The sequence below is a fragment of the Streptomyces sp. NPDC054863 genome, from assembly GCF_053610825.1.
Genome location: NZ_JBSGZD010000007.1, coordinates 66011 through 81845 on the forward strand (window position 1 = coordinate 66011; position 15835 = coordinate 81845).

General features: G+C 71.5%; 18 protein-coding genes. 7 read left to right on the plus strand and 11 right to left on the minus strand.

Features of this window, described 5'->3' with window-relative positions:
* The 3 genes from ACWGIG_RS03095 to ACWGIG_RS03105 all read right to left on the minus strand — a co-directional run bounded on the left by ACWGIG_RS03095 (window position 1) and on the right by ACWGIG_RS03105 (window position 1529).
* Window positions 1-366: a VOC family protein gene (locus ACWGIG_RS03095; RefSeq protein ID WP_453319736.1), complete on the minus strand. Its 366-nt coding sequence runs from the start codon at window positions 364-366 to the stop codon at window positions 1-3.
* Between the two features lie 79 nt (window positions 367-445).
* Window positions 446-718, minus strand: a complete 273-nt coding sequence (locus ACWGIG_RS03100; protein ID WP_453319737.1) for a DUF397 domain-containing protein — start codon at window positions 716-718, stop codon at window positions 446-448.
* Window positions 690-1529 carry a helix-turn-helix domain-containing protein gene (locus ACWGIG_RS03105; RefSeq protein ID WP_453319738.1) on the minus strand — a complete coding sequence of 280 codons (840 nt, stop codon included), beginning with the start codon at window positions 1527-1529 and terminating at the stop codon, window positions 690-692. Before ACWGIG_RS03105 ends, ACWGIG_RS03100 begins: the two co-directional genes overlap by 29 nt.
* A 112-nt stretch (window positions 1530-1641) precedes the next feature.
* Between ACWGIG_RS03105 and ACWGIG_RS03110 the strand changes: the two genes are divergently transcribed.
* The 3 genes from ACWGIG_RS03110 to ACWGIG_RS03120 all read left to right on the plus strand — a co-directional run bounded on the left by ACWGIG_RS03110 (window position 1642) and on the right by ACWGIG_RS03120 (window position 2838).
* A complete protein-coding gene (locus tag ACWGIG_RS03110; protein ID WP_453319739.1) occupies window positions 1642-1866 on the plus strand; it encodes a hypothetical protein in 225 nt (74 codons plus the stop codon).
* The gene (locus ACWGIG_RS03115) at window positions 1863-2087 is read left to right on the plus strand and encodes a hypothetical protein (protein WP_453319740.1); all 225 of its coding nucleotides are present in this window, start codon (window positions 1863-1865) and stop codon (window positions 2085-2087) included. Before ACWGIG_RS03110 ends, ACWGIG_RS03115 begins: the two co-directional genes overlap by 4 nt.
* A gap of 79 nt (window positions 2088-2166) precedes the next feature.
* The gene (locus tag ACWGIG_RS03120; RefSeq protein ID WP_453319741.1) at window positions 2167-2838 is read left to right on the plus strand and encodes a molybdopterin-dependent oxidoreductase; all 672 of its coding nucleotides are present in this window, start codon (window positions 2167-2169) and stop codon (window positions 2836-2838) included.
* A gap of 105 nt (window positions 2839-2943) precedes the next feature.
* Here the strand turns inward: ACWGIG_RS03120 and ACWGIG_RS03125 are convergent, their stop codons facing one another.
* The 7 genes from ACWGIG_RS03125 to rsmI form a co-directional block, all read right to left on the minus strand.
* On the minus strand, window positions 2944-3795 hold the full coding sequence (locus tag ACWGIG_RS03125; RefSeq protein ID WP_453319742.1) for an EamA family transporter: 852 nt from the start codon (window positions 3793-3795) through the stop codon (window positions 2944-2946).
* Window positions 3792-4319 carry a YbaK/EbsC family protein gene (locus ACWGIG_RS03130; protein ID WP_453319743.1) on the minus strand — a complete coding sequence of 176 codons (528 nt, stop codon included), beginning with the start codon at window positions 4317-4319 and terminating at the stop codon, window positions 3792-3794. The genes ACWGIG_RS03125 and ACWGIG_RS03130 overlap by 4 nt, the downstream gene beginning before the upstream one ends.
* 75 nt (window positions 4320-4394) lie before the next feature.
* Complete coding sequence (locus ACWGIG_RS03135; protein WP_453319744.1) at window positions 4395-6044, minus strand: penicillin-binding transpeptidase domain-containing protein; 1650 nt, start codon at window positions 6042-6044, stop codon at window positions 4395-4397.
* Window positions 6045-6183: 139 nt separating this feature from the next.
* Window positions 6184-7791, minus strand: coding sequence for a ubiquitin-like domain-containing protein (locus tag ACWGIG_RS03140; RefSeq protein ID WP_453319745.1), 1608 nt, complete (start codon window positions 7789-7791; stop codon window positions 6184-6186).
* Window positions 7792-7965: 174 nt separating this feature from the next.
* The gene (locus ACWGIG_RS03145; RefSeq protein WP_453319746.1) at window positions 7966-8844 is read right to left on the minus strand and encodes a TatD family hydrolase; all 879 of its coding nucleotides are present in this window, start codon (window positions 8842-8844) and stop codon (window positions 7966-7968) included.
* 43 nt (window positions 8845-8887) lie between these two features.
* Entirely contained in the window at window positions 8888-9334 is a 447-nt protein-coding gene (locus tag ACWGIG_RS03150; protein WP_453319747.1) for a hypothetical protein, read from the minus strand.
* Between the two features lie 130 nt (window positions 9335-9464).
* On the minus strand, window positions 9465-10394 hold the full coding sequence (gene rsmI, locus ACWGIG_RS03155) for a 16S rRNA (cytidine(1402)-2'-O)-methyltransferase (protein ID WP_453319748.1): 930 nt from the start codon (window positions 10392-10394) through the stop codon (window positions 9465-9467).
* Between the two features lie 96 nt (window positions 10395-10490).
* Here rsmI and ACWGIG_RS03160 point away from each other — a divergent pair, with 96 nt between their 5' ends.
* The 3 genes from ACWGIG_RS03160 (at window position 10491) to ACWGIG_RS03170 (ending at window position 14146) form a co-directional block, all read left to right on the plus strand.
* Window positions 10491-12251: a dolichyl-phosphate-mannose--protein mannosyltransferase gene (locus tag ACWGIG_RS03160; RefSeq protein ID WP_453319749.1), complete on the plus strand. Its 1761-nt coding sequence runs from the start codon at window positions 10491-10493 to the stop codon at window positions 12249-12251.
* A 117-nt stretch (window positions 12252-12368) separates the two neighbouring features.
* On the plus strand, window positions 12369-13241 hold the full coding sequence (gene rsmA / locus ACWGIG_RS03165; RefSeq protein ID WP_453319750.1) for a 16S rRNA (adenine(1518)-N(6)/adenine(1519)-N(6))-dimethyltransferase RsmA: 873 nt from the start codon (window positions 12369-12371) through the stop codon (window positions 13239-13241).
* Complete coding sequence (locus ACWGIG_RS03170) at window positions 13238-14146, plus strand: 4-(cytidine 5'-diphospho)-2-C-methyl-D-erythritol kinase (protein ID WP_453319751.1); 909 nt, start codon at window positions 13238-13240, stop codon at window positions 14144-14146. The genes rsmA and ACWGIG_RS03170 overlap by 4 nt, the downstream gene beginning before the upstream one ends.
* A 26-nt stretch (window positions 14147-14172) precedes the next feature.
* On the opposite strand, the gene ACWGIG_RS03175 is transcribed toward ACWGIG_RS03170, so the two are convergent.
* Window positions 14173-14673, minus strand: a complete 501-nt coding sequence (locus tag ACWGIG_RS03175; protein WP_453319752.1) for an FBP domain-containing protein — start codon at window positions 14671-14673, stop codon at window positions 14173-14175.
* Window positions 14674-14865: 192 nt separating this feature from the next.
* On the opposite strand from ACWGIG_RS03175, the gene ACWGIG_RS03180 reads away from it, so the two are divergent.
* Window positions 14866-15744, plus strand: coding sequence for a COG4315 family predicted lipoprotein (locus tag ACWGIG_RS03180; protein WP_453319753.1), 879 nt, complete (start codon window positions 14866-14868; stop codon window positions 15742-15744).
* Window positions 15745-15835 lie beyond the last annotated feature (91 nt).

Genomic DNA, 15835 nt, shown 5'->3' on the forward strand with positions numbered 1-15835 from the left:
TCAGGAGCCGCCGACGAGAATGAGGCTGTTGCCGTCCGGGTCACGCACGGTGAACATCGGCGGCGCCGCGGGCCCCATCCGCAGGACCTCCGCATCCGCGTCGACGCCGCGCGCGAGCAGGTCCGCGTGATCGGCGTCGGCGTCCTGGGTCGTCAGACGGATGCCGGCCGGGATCCCTTCGGGAACGAGCGCGATGGTCGTCGCCGCCCCGGGCGGCGCCACCTCGATCCAGCGCCCGTCGCCGAACGGGACGTCCCTGCGTACTTCGAAACCGAGCTCGCCGACGTAGAACTCGATCGCCTTCTGCTGGTCGGCGACGTGAATCCCGACCGTGGCCACCTGCGTGATGCGCGTGGTCCTGCTCATTGTGTGCCTCCGCTCCTCGATGTTCACCAGTAAGACCGGGGCGGGCGCGGAAACTCATCGCCGGGAGAGTTCCTTGCGTCTACTTGAGGGAGTCGATGAAGGAGGTCCATGCGGTGGTCGGGAAGAGGATGGCGGGGCCGGTGGGGTTCTTGCTGTCGCGGACGGGGAGGTGGGAGGGGCAGGCGGAGTCGTTCACTTCGAGGCAGTCGCCGCTTGAGCCGCCGCTGTACGAGGACTTGCGCCAGGAGTCGCTGACTTCGAGGCAGTCGCCGCTGTTGCCGCCGCTGTAGGAGGACTTGCGCCAGTCGGTGAGGAGCGAGGCGTCAGGGATGGTCTGCTTGGAGCGCTTCATGTTCGTAATCCTCCGCGACAGACCTGAGCATGGCCAGGGACTTCCGGTGCGACAGGGCGTCGCCCAGAGCATGATCGTAGGCCAGCTGGATTTCCTGTACCACGGACGGAAGTTCCCATACGCGTCCCGACTTGAGACCTTCTGTGTAGGCGATGGGCGGGAGTTCGTCGAACCACATGAGCTTGACCTCGCCTTCCACCAGGGAGTGGAAGCCCACGGAGAAGGGGATTACGTGGACGCGGATGCGGCGGCTGTCGCCCAGGTCCGCGATGTGACGGAGCTGGCGGCACATGACGGCGGGCCCACCGATCGGGCGGCGCAGTACGGCCTCGTCCAGCATCGCCCAGAACAGCGGTGAGTCGAAGTTGTCGAAGATGCGTGCACGATTGAGCCGTGTGACGAGGAGTTTGTCACGCTCCTCGTTCCTCTTCGGCGACGCACCCGAGTTGAGCACCTCGCGCGCGTACTCCTCCGTCTGGAGCAGCCCCGGCACCAGCTTCGGCGCGTACTCGCGGATGACAGTCGCCTGCTCCTCGAACTCCAGCGCTTCCTTGAAGTGCTCCGCCACCGTCCTGCCGTCCAGTGTCGGCAGGAACTCCTCGAAGAAGTGGCCCCCGCCCAGCGCCTGATCCAGTCTGCGTGCGTCCGCCACGCTCGGCCTGCGGCGCCCGGCCTCCATGTGGGCGATGTGCGTGCGCGAGATGATGGTGAGCTCGCTCAACTCCTCCTGGGTGAGCCCCAGTTCCTCGCGGCGGCGTTTCAGCTCCTCGCCGTACTTCTTCCGGGAGATCGGGTTGTCCTCGATGGCCACGCTGCTCAACTCCCTCGTGTCATTTGCGTTGTCACGCGCAAACCCCTACCGAGGGTAGCGAGGGCGACTCCACTGTGTGAGGTGTTCGGCACGCACAGCGAGAGGAAGCGAAATGGAAGTCCTGTACGAAGAGGGCGAGTTCGTGGCCCACACCGAGACGGACGTGTACGGCCCCGGCAAGGTGATCGGCATCGAAGGTGCCTGGCGACGGGTCCGGTTCACCCGGTTCGTGGCGAGCGTCGACGCACGCAATTTGCGGACGGCAAACGCGGACGAGCGTGCCGAGATCACCGAGTGGCTCGACGCCCGCCGACGCCAGTACGGGGGTACGTGGTGAAGCCCGATCCCGGACCCGATCCCGGACCCCATTCCGGGCCCGCCCCCGAACCGCTGCCCACCGGCACCTTCCTCACCCTCCGCGTCTCGCGTGACAGCGGCCGCACCTGGGGCCCCCGTACGACCTACGCACCCGACCGGAAGTCCGCCCCGCTCGAAGCGGGCAGCCGCTTCCCGCTGTGCGAGTGCCGCCGGTGCGTCCGGGACACCCGTCAGGGGTGAGACACCCCGGGGGGTGCGCGGTGTGCGAGCTGAAGTAGCTTGGTGAGCAGCCGAGTTGGGCGCAGACCGGAGGACTGACATGACGCTTCCGCCAGGACAACGTGCCGTCGACGGATTTCCGCGGTTCGGCAAGGATCTGAAGAACCCGCCGCCGCCCGTTCCCGCCGACCCGGTGATCAAACTGGGCGGCGCCCTCGCGGAGGACGTCACGCTGTCCGTGGCGGAGCTGGCGAAGCTGCCTCGGCGGGAGGTGCGGGCCGACTTCCACTGTGTGGCCGGGTGGTCGGCGACCGGCCTCGTGTGGGAGGGCGTCGCGTTCAAGGACTTCTACCGCGTCCTGGTGGAGCCGGTCCTGCGGCCGGGGGCGGCGGTGAGCCACCTCGTGTTCGTGGGGTCGGACGGGGTGCGGGCGATGGTGCTGCTGGAGGACGCGCTCGGCGAGGACGTGCTCATCGCCGAGCGGCTCGGCGGGGAGCCGCTCACCGGGGCGCACGGGGCTCCGGTGAGGCTGGTCAGCCCCTGGCAGTACGGGTACGTCAACATCAAGCATCTCTGCCGGATCGAGCTCCACACCTCCGCGCCCCCGGTCACCGACCGGTGGTCGCCCCTCGCGGCGCACTCGCGGGCCCGGGTCTGGAAGGAAGAACGGCACCGCCGACTGCCCGGCCGGGTGGTGCGACCGCTGTACCGCGGGGTGGTCGTGGTGATCAGGATGCTCGGCGCGAGGGGCGGCAAGAGCGTGGGCGTGTGACGCCGTGAGGGGCGTGCGGCGGGGCGTGCGGCGGTGCGCCCGGACCCCTGCGCCTCTCGCCCGGACCTCTGCCCCTCTCGACTCTCGACCGGGCCCGTGATCCGCTCAACCCGTGTGCAGCATCAGGCCGATGCCCACCACCATCAGGCCCGCGGCGGCGATGCGCGGACCCCCGAAGCGCTCCTTCAGGAAGATCGCGCCGATCGCCGCGCCCACGATGATGCTCGACTCGCGCAGGGCGGCGATGGGCGCGAGGGGCGCGCGGGTCTGGGCCCACAGGACGAGGCCGTACGCGACGACGGAGAGGGCCGCGCCGATGGAGCCGCGTACCGCGAACGGTCGTATCTGTGCGAGGAGTTGGGACCTGCGCCGGTACAGCGCGTACGCCGGGATGGCGATGCCCTCCAGGACCATCAGCCACGCGATGTAACCGAGTGGGGTACCGGACGCGCGGACGCCGAGACCGTCGACGGTCGTGTAGAGCGCGATGGCGAGACCGGTCGCGAGTGCCGCCCCGATCGCCGCCCACCGGGGCTTCTTCCCGGAGCCCCTGATGCCCCACAGGGCCACGCCGACCAGGCCCGTACAGGCGACCGCCACACCCGCCAACTGCCAGCCCGTCGGGATCTCGTCGGCGAAGAGCGCCGCGAGCACGGTCACGGCGAGCGGGGCGGAGCCACGGGCGATCGGATACATCTGGCCGAAGTCGCCGAGCGTGAACGACCGCATGAGCAGCATCATGTACGCGACGTGGAGGGCGGCCGAGAGGACCAGGTACGGCCACGCCTCCGCCGCCGGGAACGGTACGAAGAGCGCGCCCACCAGGCCGATGAGGAGTCCGCCGCCCGAGATCAGGGTGAAGGAGACCAGCTGGTCCTTGATGTGGTGGGCGATCGCGTTCCAGGACGCGTGCGTGAAGGCGGCGACGAGGACGGCGGCCATGACGAGCGGGGTCACACAGAACCACCCGTGGTGCCCTCGCGCACATCGGCGAGCGTGGCGCCCGCGTGCCCGATGAGCGCGTCCGGGGCCATCGGGAAGACCGTGTGCGGGGTGCCGGCGGCGGCCCAGACGACCGGGTGGGTGAGCAGGCCCCGGTCGGCGAGCACCCGGGTCCTGGTGACGTGGCCGAAGGGCGGCACGCCGCCGATCGCGTAACCGGTGGTCTTCCGTACGAGATCCGCGTCGGCCCGCCTGACCTGCTGCGCGCCCAGCACCTGGCGCACCCGCTCGACGTCGACGCGCGAGGAGCCGTCCATGAGGACCAGGACCGGCGCGTTGGACTGCTTCTCGTAGACCGCCTCGAAGATCAGCGACTTCACGATCTCGCTGACGTCGCAGCCGAGCGCGGCGGCGGCCTCGGCGGCGGTGCGGGTGGCGTCCGGGAAGCGGCGTACGTCCGCTGCGAGGGCCGTCAGCCCCATCTCGCGCAGGGCCCCGGCGAACAGCGGGTGGACAGCAGTGGGTTCGGATGTGCTCATGGCCCGCACGCTACTGGTAGCTGTACGGGCCATGCGAGCGTGTTCCGACGGCTGAGTTCTCAGGAAGCCGGTGCCTCAGCGCGCGTTGAGGACTTCCGCGACGATCGGTCCGGCGGAGTCGCCCCCGTGCCCGCCCGCCGGGACGGTCGCCGCTGCGGCGAGGTCGCCCGCGTATCCGGTGAACCAGCTGTCGGATTTCGCCTGACCGCCCATCTCGGCGGAACCGGTCTTGCCGCCCTTGGGGCCGCTGACCGACGACATGGCCTTGCTTGCCGTGCCGTCGGTGGCGGTGCGGGAGAGCAGGGCCCGCATGTTCGCGGCGACCGCGGGGGAGAGCGAGCGGCCCGTGGTCGCGAACTCGCGGTCGTCGAGGCTCTTGGCCACCAGGTAGGGCTGGCGGAAGCTGCCCGTGGTGGCGGTGGCGATGATCGACGCCATGTTCAGCGGGTTCATCTGGACCTGGCCCTGACCGATGTACTGGGCGGCTGCCTCGCCGCCGGTGCCCTCGGGGATCTTGCCGTCGAAGGTGCCGATGCCCGTCTTCCAGTTCAGATCGACGCCGAAGACGTCACGGGCGAACTTCGGCAGTGCGGCGTCGTCGCCGACGTCGTCGATCAGCTTGATGAAGGCGGTGTTGCAGGACTGGGCGAAGCTGAGCGAGAAGGGCACCATGCCCAGCTCGAAGTTCTTCAGGTTGTGGAAGGTGCGGCCCTGGTAGAGGGCTTCCTTCGGGCACTCGGTCGGCTTGTTGGGGCTGACCAGGCCCTTCTCCATCAGCATCGCCGCCGTGACGATCTTGAGGGTGGAGCCGGGGGCGGTGACGCCGCCGATGGCCTGATTGCCGCTGCCGTTGGCGATGGCCCGGATCGCGCCGGTGGTGCGGTTGAGCGCGACGACCGATCCGCCCCGCTGCTTCACCGCCTTCTCGGCAGCCGCCTGCACCCCCGCGTCGATGGTCGTCTCCAGCTTCCCCGGGACACCCTTCGCGAGAGTGAGGAGCGTGCGGGCGGGGGCCTTCGTGCCCTCGGCCGGCTCGATGTAGAGCTCCACGCCCGGCTTGCCGTCCGCCTTCTCGCCGTACTTCTCGCGGAGCTGGTTCAGGACAGGGCCGAGCGAGGGGTACTTCTCCTTCGTCAGCTCCTTGCCGTTGCGGTCGACGGCCTTGATGGGCGGCGCGGTCGCCGTGCCCGTCCTGAGCTTCTCGCCGCGCTTGAGGTCCGGGTGGACGACCGCCGGCTGCCAGTCGACGAGGGCGTTGCCGCTGTTCTTGCCCCGTACGACCGTGAGGGACGAGGCGTAACTGATCGGCTTCTGCTGTCCGTCGGACGCGACCTTGCCGGTGAGCGTGAACGGCACCTTCGTGCCCTGCGCCGCCCCCGGGACGATCTTCAGGCCCGATATGTGGGCCTCCTCGAAGTACGTGGCGAAGACTTCGGAGGCGACGGCGGCGTTGTTGGTGAGCTGGGCGGCATCATTGGTGTTGGCCTGGGACCAGGCGGCGAAGAACGCCTTCGAGGTCGTGGCGACCTCGTCCGCGGCGGGCGGCCCCGTCTTCACGGACCTCGTCCCGTCCCCGCTGCCGGCCCCGCCCTTGCCCGATGCGTCGGAGGCGGAGCTGCCGCCGCCGGTCATACCGGTGTAGAGGTTGTAGCCCCCGACCCCCACGCCACCTGCGACGATGACGAACGCGCCGCCCACCATGGCGAACTTGACCCCACTGCGCATGCCGCAGTCCCCTCCCCAGGAGCTCCCCGGCATCGGTGCCGGGGAGTTATCGGGGAGTGACTCTACGGGGTGGTGGTGACAGGAGCGACCGGCGTTATGCGACTGGTACGTGCAGTGGGCACGTACGAGAGGCGGAGCCCTACAGCTTCCGTCCGCAGTGCGGCCAGGGGCTCGCCCCCCGCTGCACGTACAACTTCTTCGCCCGGAAGGTCTGTTCCGACGCCGGAGCCTCGTGGGCGGCGCCCGAGCCGCCCAGCGACTGCCAGGTCTGCCGGTCGAACTGATACAGGCCGCCGTACGTCCCGGACGGGTCCGTCGCGTTCGCCCGGCCGCCGGACTCGCACTGGGCCAGACCGTCCCAGTTCAGGCCGTCCGCCCCGGCCACCGCCGTCGGCATCGGCTTCGTGCCGACCTTGACCACCCGGTCCACCGGCTCCCGGGCGATCTCCTCCGAGAACCTCTTCGGTTTCTGCTTCACGCCGTTGACGGTCCGCAGGACGTACGTGACCCTCCGCGAGCCCTGTTCTCCGGCCTGGACGACCTCCTCCGTGCCCTTGAAGACCGACGGGTCCTCCTTGCGGATCACCTTGAAGGGGATCGGCTCCTCCCTGACCTCCCGCGACCCCGTGATCCGCATGATCGTCACCGTCTGGCCGTCGCGCGGGAAGCTGTCCAGCGGTACGGAGGTGGTGTCCTGGTTGCCGAGGGAGAGGCCGGCCTCCTGGACCGCCTCCTCCACCGTCGCCGCGTTCGTCCGGATGGTGCGCTCGCGGCCGTCGGCCATCAGGGTCAGCGTGCGTTCCGTGCGTACGTCCAGGGAGAGGCCCTTGCGCGAGATCGCCGAGGAGCGGGACGCCGACAGGTACGCACCCTCCGCCCGCACCCCGAACTGGCGCAGCGCGCCCTCGACGGTCTGCGCCGTGGTCCACACCTGGCGGCGCTGCCCGTCGAGGGTGAGCACCACCGGGCGGCCGTACCGGACGACGACCTCGTCGCCGCTGGCCAGCGTCTGGTCCCCGCCCGGCGCCACCAGGTCGTGCTCGCCGACGGTGACGCCCTCCTTCTCCAGGAGTTCGCCGACGTCGTCCGCGAAGGTGTGCAGGGTGCGGGGGGCGCCGTCGACGCTCAGCTCGATCGACTTGTCGTTGGCGATGAACGCGGAGGTGCCGCCCGCCAGGAACGCGACCACGAGGGCCTGCGGCACCAGCTTGCGGAACGTGTCCGGCTTGTGGTCGCCGCCGGACGGCGCCCCCGGGCCCGCGCCGCCCCTGCGGCGGCGGGCGGCGCGCCGGGTGTCGGGGCCCGCGCCCTCCCCGGCGGCCGTCGGATCCGAGGCCGGGTGCTGGCGGGGGAGGAAGGGGTCGCCCGGAGGGGGCGTGAGGTCGTAGAGGTCCGGCCCGGGGGCGGGGCCGGCGGCCGGGTCCCGGCCTGCCGCCGGGTCCGCCTCCGTGTCCGGCAGGGGGTAGGCGGTCGACACCCCGGCCCCGTGGCCGTGCGGGGCCGAGGGGTCCTGGCCGTAACTTCCGTACGAATACGACTCGTACGGCTCATAGGGGGCCTGCGCCCCGTAGGCGGGCTGGTAGGTGTCGTACGAAGGGGCCGGTGTCGGCACCTCGTACGGCGCTCCGCCCCCGAACGGGGTACCCGTCTCCTCGTACGCCCCCGCACCGCCGTACGGCTGCTGCGGGTCGTACGACGACCCGTACTGCGCGTCGTAGGACAGCGCACCACCCTGCGTATTGCTCACGTCGCTCCCGGTCGGCCCGACAGGCGGACCGGATCCCGGGCCGCCACGTACTGCGGGCCGGGACAATAGCGGAGCGATCGTCACTCTCCAAAGCGGCACGGCTACGCAGGGTTGCGCGACGAACCTGCGTGCGAGCGCCGAGCCGTGCCCAGCGGCCGTGACCGGTAGCCGCGCCTAGTAGGCGAAGGCGCGGGCCGTGTTCGCCGAGATCGCCGTCGCCATGGCGTCCTCGTCGAGGCCCTTCACCGCCGCCATCGCCCGCACCGTGAGCGGAATCAGATACGGGGCGTTGGGCCGTCCGCGGTACGGGGCGGGGGTGAGGAAGGGGGCGTCGGTCTCGACCAGCACCAGTTCGAGAGGGGCCACCGCGAGCGCGTCGCGCAGCGGCTGGGCGTTCTTGAAGGTGACCGTCCCGGCGAAGGACATGAAGTAGCCCTCGGCCGCGCACACCCGGGCCATCTCGGCGTCGCCCGAGTAGCAGTGGAAGACGGTCCGCTCGGGCGCGCCCTCCTCCTTCAGCACCCGCAGCACGTCGGCGTGCGCGTCGCGGTCGTGGATGACCAGCGCCTTGCCGTGCCGCTTGGCGATCTCGATGTGCGCGCGGAACGACCGCTCCTGCGCGGCCATGCCGTCGGGGCCCGTACGGAAGAAGTCGAGTCCGGTCTCGCCGACGCCGTGGACGTGCGGGAGGGCCGCCAGCCGGTCGATCTCGCCGAGGGCGTCGTCGAGGGCTCCGTCCCCGCCGCCGGGGCGCTCGCCCTGACGGGACCAGCCGTCAGGGTCGCCGAGGACGATCCGCGGGGCCTCGTTGGGGTGCAGGGCGACGGCCGCGTGGACGTTCTCGTACGAGGCGGCCGTCTCGGCCGCCCACCGGGAGCCCTTCACGTCGCAGCCCACCTGCACCAGGGTCGTGACCCCGACCGAGGCGGCCGTGGCGAGGGCCTGCTCGACGGTGGTGTCCTGCATGTCCAGGTGGGTGTGCGAGTCGGCCACCGGCACCCGGAGGGGTTCGGGTGCGGGCGGCGCGGCGTTCTTGTCGGGGCTCGGGCTCATGCGGCCGATCCTACGAAAGCCGCACGCCGAGCCCGGTGCCGGCTTACTTCCGGTGGAAGGGGTGCAGCAGGTCGGACAGGTGCCAGTGGTGCGGCTCACGCTGCTGCGGCACGTCGACGTCCGGCCCGGCGGCGGGGGGACCGGCCACCGGGGCCGTCGCCGCGATGCGCTGCTGGAGCTCCTGGATGGACGACACCTGACCCGAACGCATGATGCGGACGACGGTGCCGCCGCAATTGAGGCAGGAGGGGCGCGACAGCGGGGAGGGAACGCGCTGACCGTTCGCGCGGTACACGACGAAGGGGTGACCGGAGCCGTCGGTGTGGTGCTCTATCTCGTACGCCTGCTCCCAGCCGTGGCCGCACTTCATGCACGCGAAGGCGTACGCCTCCTGTGCCGTCGCCGTGCCCTGCGCCGTGGCCTGTGCGGTGGCCTGTGCCGTGCCCCGTGCGGTGATGCTGCCGGCTGCGCTCTGCGCGATCTCGCTCATGCCAGCTCCTTTCCACTCACCTTCCAGTGGACGCCTGATCCAGCCGAAATGCGACAGAACTGTCAAAACGTGGGGAGCATTTGACGAGCGCCCAGGAAAGTTGGCTCATGCACGGGATTCGCTTTGCTTTTCAAGACACTCCTTTACCTTCGGTGCCCCCTGCGGCCCCCGTCCGAGCCGCGTTCTTTGCCGCCACGACGGCATCGAACACCTCCCGCTTGGGCAGCCCCGCGTCGAGCGCGACGGCGGCGATGGCCTCCTTGCGGCGCTCGCCCGCCTCCTCGCGCACCTGCACCCTGCGCACCAGCTCGTCGGCGTCCAGCTCGGCGGGCCCGGCCTGTGGCGCGCCCTCGACGACGACCGTGATCTCGCCCCGAACGCCCTCGGCGGCCCACTCCGCGAGTGCCTTCAGCGGACCGCGCTTGACCTCCTCGTACGTCTTCGTCAGCTCGCGGCACACGGCGGCCCGCCGCGTCCCGCCGAACACCTCGGCCATCGCGGCCAGGGTGTCGTCGAGGCGGTGCGGGGCCTCGAAGTAGACGAGGGTGCGGCGTTCGTCGGCCGACTCGCGCAGCTTGCTCAGGCGCTCGCCCGCCTTGCGCGGCAGGAAGCCCTCGAAGCAGAACCGGTCCACGGGCAGCCCGGACAGCGCGAGCGCGGTGAGCACGGCGGACGGGCCCGGTACGGCCGTCACCTTGAGGTCCTTCTCGACGGCGGCGGCGACCAGCCGGTAACCGGGGTCGGAGACGGACGGCATTCCGGCGTCCGTCACCAGCAGCACCCGCGCCCCGCCCTCCAGCGCCTCGACCAGCTCGGGCGTGCGCGCGGTCTCGTTGCCCTCGAAGTACGACACGACACGCCCCGTGGTGTGCACCCCGAGCGCCTGCGTCAGCCGCCGCAGCCTGCGGGTGTCCTCGGCGGCGATCACGTCCGCCGTCTCCAGCTCCTTCGCCAGCCGGGGCGGGGCGTCGGAGACGTCCCCGATGGGCGTCCCGGCGAGGACGAGGACACCGCCGGTGGCAGGGGCAGGGGCAGATGCGGGTGCAGTCGATCCAGTCACACACCCCATCCTCCCAGGGTGGACGGCCGACGCGCACAGCCGCGTTGCCCGCGATGGCGCGGTGACGCGCACAGCCGCGTTACCTACGATGGCGCGGTGACGAGTACCGCGCCCCACGCCCAGCACGGACGGGCCCCCGAAGAGGAACCGCCCACCTGGCAGCGACGGCTGCGCAGATTCGGCTACGCGCCCCGCCGGACGGCGGGGCTGCGGGAACGCCTCGTGCCCCCGTACGTACGCCCGCCGGGCCCCCATCTGTGGTCCCTGCTCCGGATCTCCCCGGCCGGTGCCGACCGCCTGATGCGGCTCGCCCCCTGGGGCGGGCCGCTCCTCGTCACGCTCGTCGCGGGACTCATGCGGTTCTGGAACCTCGGCAAGCCCGACGCGGTGATATTCGACGAGACGTACTACGCGAAGGACGCGTGGGCGCTGGTCAACCAGGGCTACGAGGGCAGCTGGCCCAAGGACATCGACAAACGCATCCTGGCGGACCCGGGCGCCGTCCCGATCCCCACCGACCCCGGCTACGTCGTGCACCCGCCGGCCGGGAAGTGGCTCATCGGCTGGGGAGAGCAGCTCTTCGACTTCTCGCCGTTCGGCTGGCGCTTCACGGTGGCCGTGCTCGGCACGCTCTCGGTCCTGCTGCTGTGCCGCATCGGGCGGCGGATGTTCCGCTCCACCTTCCTCGGCTGCCTGGCCGGGCTGCTGCTCGCCGTGGACGGCCTGCACTTCGTGATGAGCAGGACGGCGCTGCTCGACCAGGTGCTGATGTTCTTCGTGCTGGCGGCCTTCGGGTGTCTGGTCGTCGACCGGGACCGGTCACGGCGCAGACTCGCCGACGGCCTGCCGGTGGACGGGGACGGGGTGCTGCGCCCGGACGCGAAGGTCGCGGAAGGGCTGCGGCTGGGGTGGCGGCCCTGGCGGCTGGCGGCCGGACTCTGCCTCGGGCTGGCCTTCGCCACCAAGTGGAGCGGCCTCTACACGCTGGTCGTTTTCGGCCTGCTGACCGTCTTCTGGGACGTGGCGGCCAGGCGCACGGCAGGGGCGAAGCGGCCGTACCTGGCGGTGCTGAAGCGCGACGTGCTGCCCGCCTTCGTGTCCACCGTCCCGGTCGCGATCGGCACGTACGTCGTCTCCTGGACCGGCTGGCTGCTCACCGACAAGGGGTACTTCCGCGACTGGGCGAAGGGCCGGGCCGGGCTCTCGCCCGACCACGTGGGGGGCATCTCGCTGCCCCGGTTCGACATGACGTGGGTGCCGGAGTGGCTGCGCAGCCTGTGGCACTACGAGAGCGAGGTCTACTCCTTCCACATCGGGCTGACCTCCGGGCACACGTACCAGTCGAACCCGTGGTCGTGGATCGTGCTGGGCCGGCCCGTCTCGTACTACTACGAGTCCCCGAAGCCGGGGCAGGGCGGCTGCCCGGTCACCGAGAAGGAGAAGTGCGCGAGCGAGGTGCTGGCGCTGGGCACGCCGCTGCTGTGGTGGGCGGCGGTGTTCGCGCTGCTGTACGTCCTGTGGCGCTGGTTCCTCCGCCGCGACTGGCGGGCGGGCGCGATCCTGGCGGGCGTGGTGGCGGGCTGGCTGCCCTGGTTCCTCTACCAGGAGCGGACGATCTTCTTCTTCTACGCGGTCGTCTTCGTGCCGTTCCTGTGTCTCGCGGTGGCGATGATGATCGGGGCGATCCTCGGCCCACCGGGCTCGGACGAGAGGCGCCGGGCGGTGGGGGCGATCGGGGCGGGAGTGCTGGTGCTGCTGATCGTCTGGAACTTCATCTACTTCTGGCCGATCTACACGGGGACGACGATGCCGATCTCGGAGTGGCGGCACCGGATGTGGCTGGACACGTGGATCTGACTTCAGCCCGTCCGGCGTGTGAGGACGCGCGGCGCAGCCGTGCACCGGGCGCAGCCCGGGACGCCCGCCCCCACCGGCCGTGAACCGCTGCCCGGCCCCGCCCCTTACGCTGGGGCGGTGAGTACCACTGAACCCTCCGCCACCTCCGACTCCCTCCTCGGCCCCGCCGACATCCGGGAGCTGGCCGCCGTCCTCGGCGTACGCCCCACCAAGCAGCGCGGCCAGAACTTCGTCATCGACGCCAACACCGTCCGCCGCATCGTGCGCACGGCCGGGGTGCGCCCGGACGACGTCGTGGTGGAGGTCGGTCCCGGCCTCGGTTCGCTGACGCTCGCGCTGCTCGACACCGCGGACCGGGTCGTCGCCGTCGAGATCGACGACGTGCTCGCGGGGGCCCTGCCGGCCACCATCCGGGCCAGGATGCCGCTCAAGGCCGACCGCTTCGACCTCGTCCACTCGGACGCCATGCTGGTCGAGGAGCTCCCGGCGGCCCCGACCGCCCTGGTCGCCAACCTTCCGTACAACGTCGCCGTCCCCGTGCTCCTGCACATGCTGGAGCACTTCCCGACCATCGAGCGCACCCTCGTCATGGTCCAGGCGGAGGTCGCCGACCGGCTCGCCGCGAAGCCGGGCAACAAGGTGTACGGAGTGCCTTCGGTGAAGGCCAACTGGTACGCGGACGTGAAGCGGGCCGGTTCCATCGGCCGCAACGTCTTCTGGCCCGCGCCGAACGTCGACTCGGGGCTCGTGTCCCTCGTGCGCCGCGAGCAGCCGGTCGACACGACCGCCACCCGCAAGGAAGTCTTCGCGGTCGTCGACGCGGCCTTCGCCCAGCGCCGCAAGACGCTGCGCGCCGCGCTCGCCGGGTGGGCGGGCTCCGCACCGGCCGCGGAGGCCGCGCTCGTCGCCGCCGGGATCTCCCCGCAGGCGCGTGGCGAGGCCCTGACGGTGGAGGAGTTCGCACGGATCGCGGAGGCCAAGGCATCATGACGACCGCCCCGCCCTCCGTCACCGTCCGCGTCCCCGCCAAGGTCAACGTCCAGCTCGCGGTGGGCGGGGTCCGCCCCGACGGCTTCCACCCGCTCGCCAACGTCTTCCTCGCCGTCGGCCTGTACGACGAGGTGACGGCCACCGCCGCCGCCTCGCTGCGCGTCACCTGCACGGGACCTGGCGCGGACCTCGTACCCCTGGACCGTACGAACCTCGCGGCGCGCGCCGCGATCGCCCTCGCCGCACTCCACGGCCTGGCCCCGGACGTCCATCTGCACATCGCCAAGGACATCCCCGTCGCGGGCGGGATGGCGGGCGGCAGCGCGGACGCGGCAGGCGCACTGCTGGCGTGCGACGCGTTGTGGGGGACCGGGACATCGAAGGAGCAACTCCTCGCGATCTGCGCGGAGTTGGGGAGCGATGTGCCCTTCGGTCTGGTGGGCGGGGCGGCTCTCGGGGTCGGGCGGGGCGAGCAGCTCACGCCGCTCGCCGTCGGCGGGGAGTTCCACTGGGTCTTCGCGGTCGCGGACGGCGGTCTTTCGACGCCCGCCGTGTACGGCGAGTTCGACCGGCTCACGGCCGGTGCGGAGGTCCCGGAGCCCGAAGCCTCCGAGACCCTCCTCGCCGCGCTCCGCACCGGCGACGCCACCGCCCTCGCGGCAGCCCTGACCAACGACCTCCAGGCCGCCGCCCTCTCCCTGCGCCCCTCGCTCGCGGCCACCCTGGCGGCGGGCACGGACGCGGGCGCCCTGGCCGCGCTGGTCTCCGGCTCGGGCCCGACGACGGCCTACCTGGTCAAGGACGCGGAAGCGGCGCAGCGGGTCGCGGACGCGCTGCTGGCGTCCGGGACGTGCGCGGCGGCCCGCCCGGCGGTGTCACCGGCGCCGGGGGCGACGGTCCTCTAGGCGGGGCCTGGCCTTCGGCCGGTCGGTCAGTCGGTCAGCTTCGCCAGGAAGGCGAAGAGGTTGGTGCGGGTGCGGTCGATCTGCTCGTCGAGGGTCAGGGACTCCTCGAACCGGCCGCCCGGCTGCGCCGCCTTCTTCCCGCGCACGTACAGCGAACAGGCCATGTCGGTGCAGATGTAGATGCCGACGGAGTTCCCCTGGCGTCCCGCCGGGCCCGCCTTGGGGGCGGTCATCAGGGACACCCCGCTGCCGGAGTGCGTCGTCATGCAGATCGCGCACATGCTGCGGTGCAGGAAACCGCGCTGGCGGGACGGGAACCGGAAGGTCACGCCGAACAGGCGGCCGTCCGCCGGGTCCTCCGTCACCAGATAGCTGCGGTCCGGCGCGGACAGGTCCCGCCAGCCCATGAAGTCCAGGTCGGACCACGGGCGCTCGGCCAGGTCGCGGGGCATGGGCAGGCGCTTGGCCTCGCCCTTCGAGCAGTTGATGAACGACGACCTGATGTCGTTTTCGGTGGCTTCCCTCATGGGATCGACGGTAAGTCTGCCTAGTACCTTTAGGCAAAAGATTAAATGGCATAGGGAAGTCTCGGGTCGGTTCGGGCAGCGCGGACACCCACCCGTACGGCCGTATCGCGGCGCTCCCGGCGGGCCGAACCCCTGCGGCGGCGTTCTGCTGGTTCTCGTACCAGCGGTACCGCCGACCAGAGGCAGGACCCCATGCACGCATCCGGACCCGTTTCCGTATCCGTCCCCGTATCCCGCATATCCGCCGCCGCCGCGGCCACCGCCCTGCTGCTCGCCCTGGGCGGCGGCGCCGCCCACGCGCTCGACACCCCGACCGACCCCGGTGAGCTCACCGTGATCGACACCTCGGAGGGCAAGGCGCTGGCCGACAAGAACGGCAACGCGCTCTACGCCTGGGCGGGAGACGCGAAGGACACGTCGAACTGCACCGGCGAGTGCGCCAAGAACTGGCCCGCCGCCACCGGATACCCGACCAAGTCGGCGGACGTCACGGGCCAGACCAACCAGATCGACCTCGCGGGCAGCGACAAGAAGCAGGTCGTCCTCGACGAGAAGCCGCTCTACTACTTCAAGGGCGACGCCAAGCCCGGCGACACCAAGGGCAACGGCGTCAAGGGCGCCGACGGCAAGGCCTGGGGCCTGGTCGGGCCCGACGGCAAGGTGCTGGGCGCGGCGGCTGCGGTGCCGGCGGCGAGCGATTCCCCGGCGGCGAGCGATCCCCCGGCCGCGAGCGAGAGCCCGTCGGCGTCCGCGTCGGGCGACGCGTCCGCCTCTGCGTCCGCCTCCCCGGGCACGGCCACGCCGGTCGTGCCGCCCGTACCGTCCGTGCCGGGCAGGTCGGCGGCCCCCGTCGTCCCGTCCGTACCGGGCAAGTCGGACGCCCCTGGCGAGCCGACCACCCCGGGCAGGGCCACCCCGTCCGGTGCGGTCAAGGCCGGAGCGGAGGAGGGGCAGGGGGGCAGCGGTGCGGCCGGCATCGTGCTCGGCCTCGGCGGGGCGGCGGCGATCGCGGCGGCCGGTGCCGTCTTCGTCGTACGGCGCAGGAACGCGCACGCGGGCGGCGATTCGTAGGGCTCGTACGCACTCCGTACGCGCTCCTTACGCACCCGCAAGCTTTCGCAGCAGGGCGGTCCCGTAGGGTCCGGCGCCCGCCGTCGTGGTC

Coding starts and splice junctions, on each gene's coding strand:
- ACWGIG_RS03120 (WP_453319741.1), top strand. CDS start 2,167: ATGACGCTTCCGCCAGGACAACGTGCCGTCGACGGATTTCCGCGGTTC.
- ACWGIG_RS03130 (WP_453319743.1), bottom strand. CDS start 4,319: ATGAGCACATCCGAACCCACTGCTGTCCACCCGCTGTTCGCCGGGGCC.
- ACWGIG_RS03170 (WP_453319751.1), top strand. CDS start 13,238: ATGACGACCGCCCCGCCCTCCGTCACCGTCCGCGTCCCCGCCAAGGTC.
- ACWGIG_RS03180 (WP_453319753.1), top strand. CDS start 14,866: ATGCACGCATCCGGACCCGTTTCCGTATCCGTCCCCGTATCCCGCATA.
- ACWGIG_RS03150 (WP_453319747.1), bottom strand. CDS start 9,334: ATGAGCGAGATCGCGCAGAGCGCAGCCGGCAGCATCACCGCACGGGGC.
- ACWGIG_RS03145 (WP_453319746.1), bottom strand. CDS start 8,844: ATGAGCCCGAGCCCCGACAAGAACGCCGCGCCGCCCGCACCCGAACCC.
- ACWGIG_RS03110 (WP_453319739.1), top strand. CDS start 1,642: ATGGAAGTCCTGTACGAAGAGGGCGAGTTCGTGGCCCACACCGAGACG.
- ACWGIG_RS03100 (WP_453319737.1), bottom strand. CDS start 718: ATGAAGCGCTCCAAGCAGACCATCCCTGACGCCTCGCTCCTCACCGAC.
- ACWGIG_RS03175 (WP_453319752.1), bottom strand. CDS start 14,673: ATGAGGGAAGCCACCGAAAACGACATCAGGTCGTCGTTCATCAACTGC.
- ACWGIG_RS03135 (WP_453319744.1), bottom strand. CDS start 6,044: ATGCGCAGTGGGGTCAAGTTCGCCATGGTGGGCGGCGCGTTCGTCATC.
- ACWGIG_RS03095 (WP_453319736.1), bottom strand. CDS start 366: ATGAGCAGGACCACGCGCATCACGCAGGTGGCCACGGTCGGGATTCAC.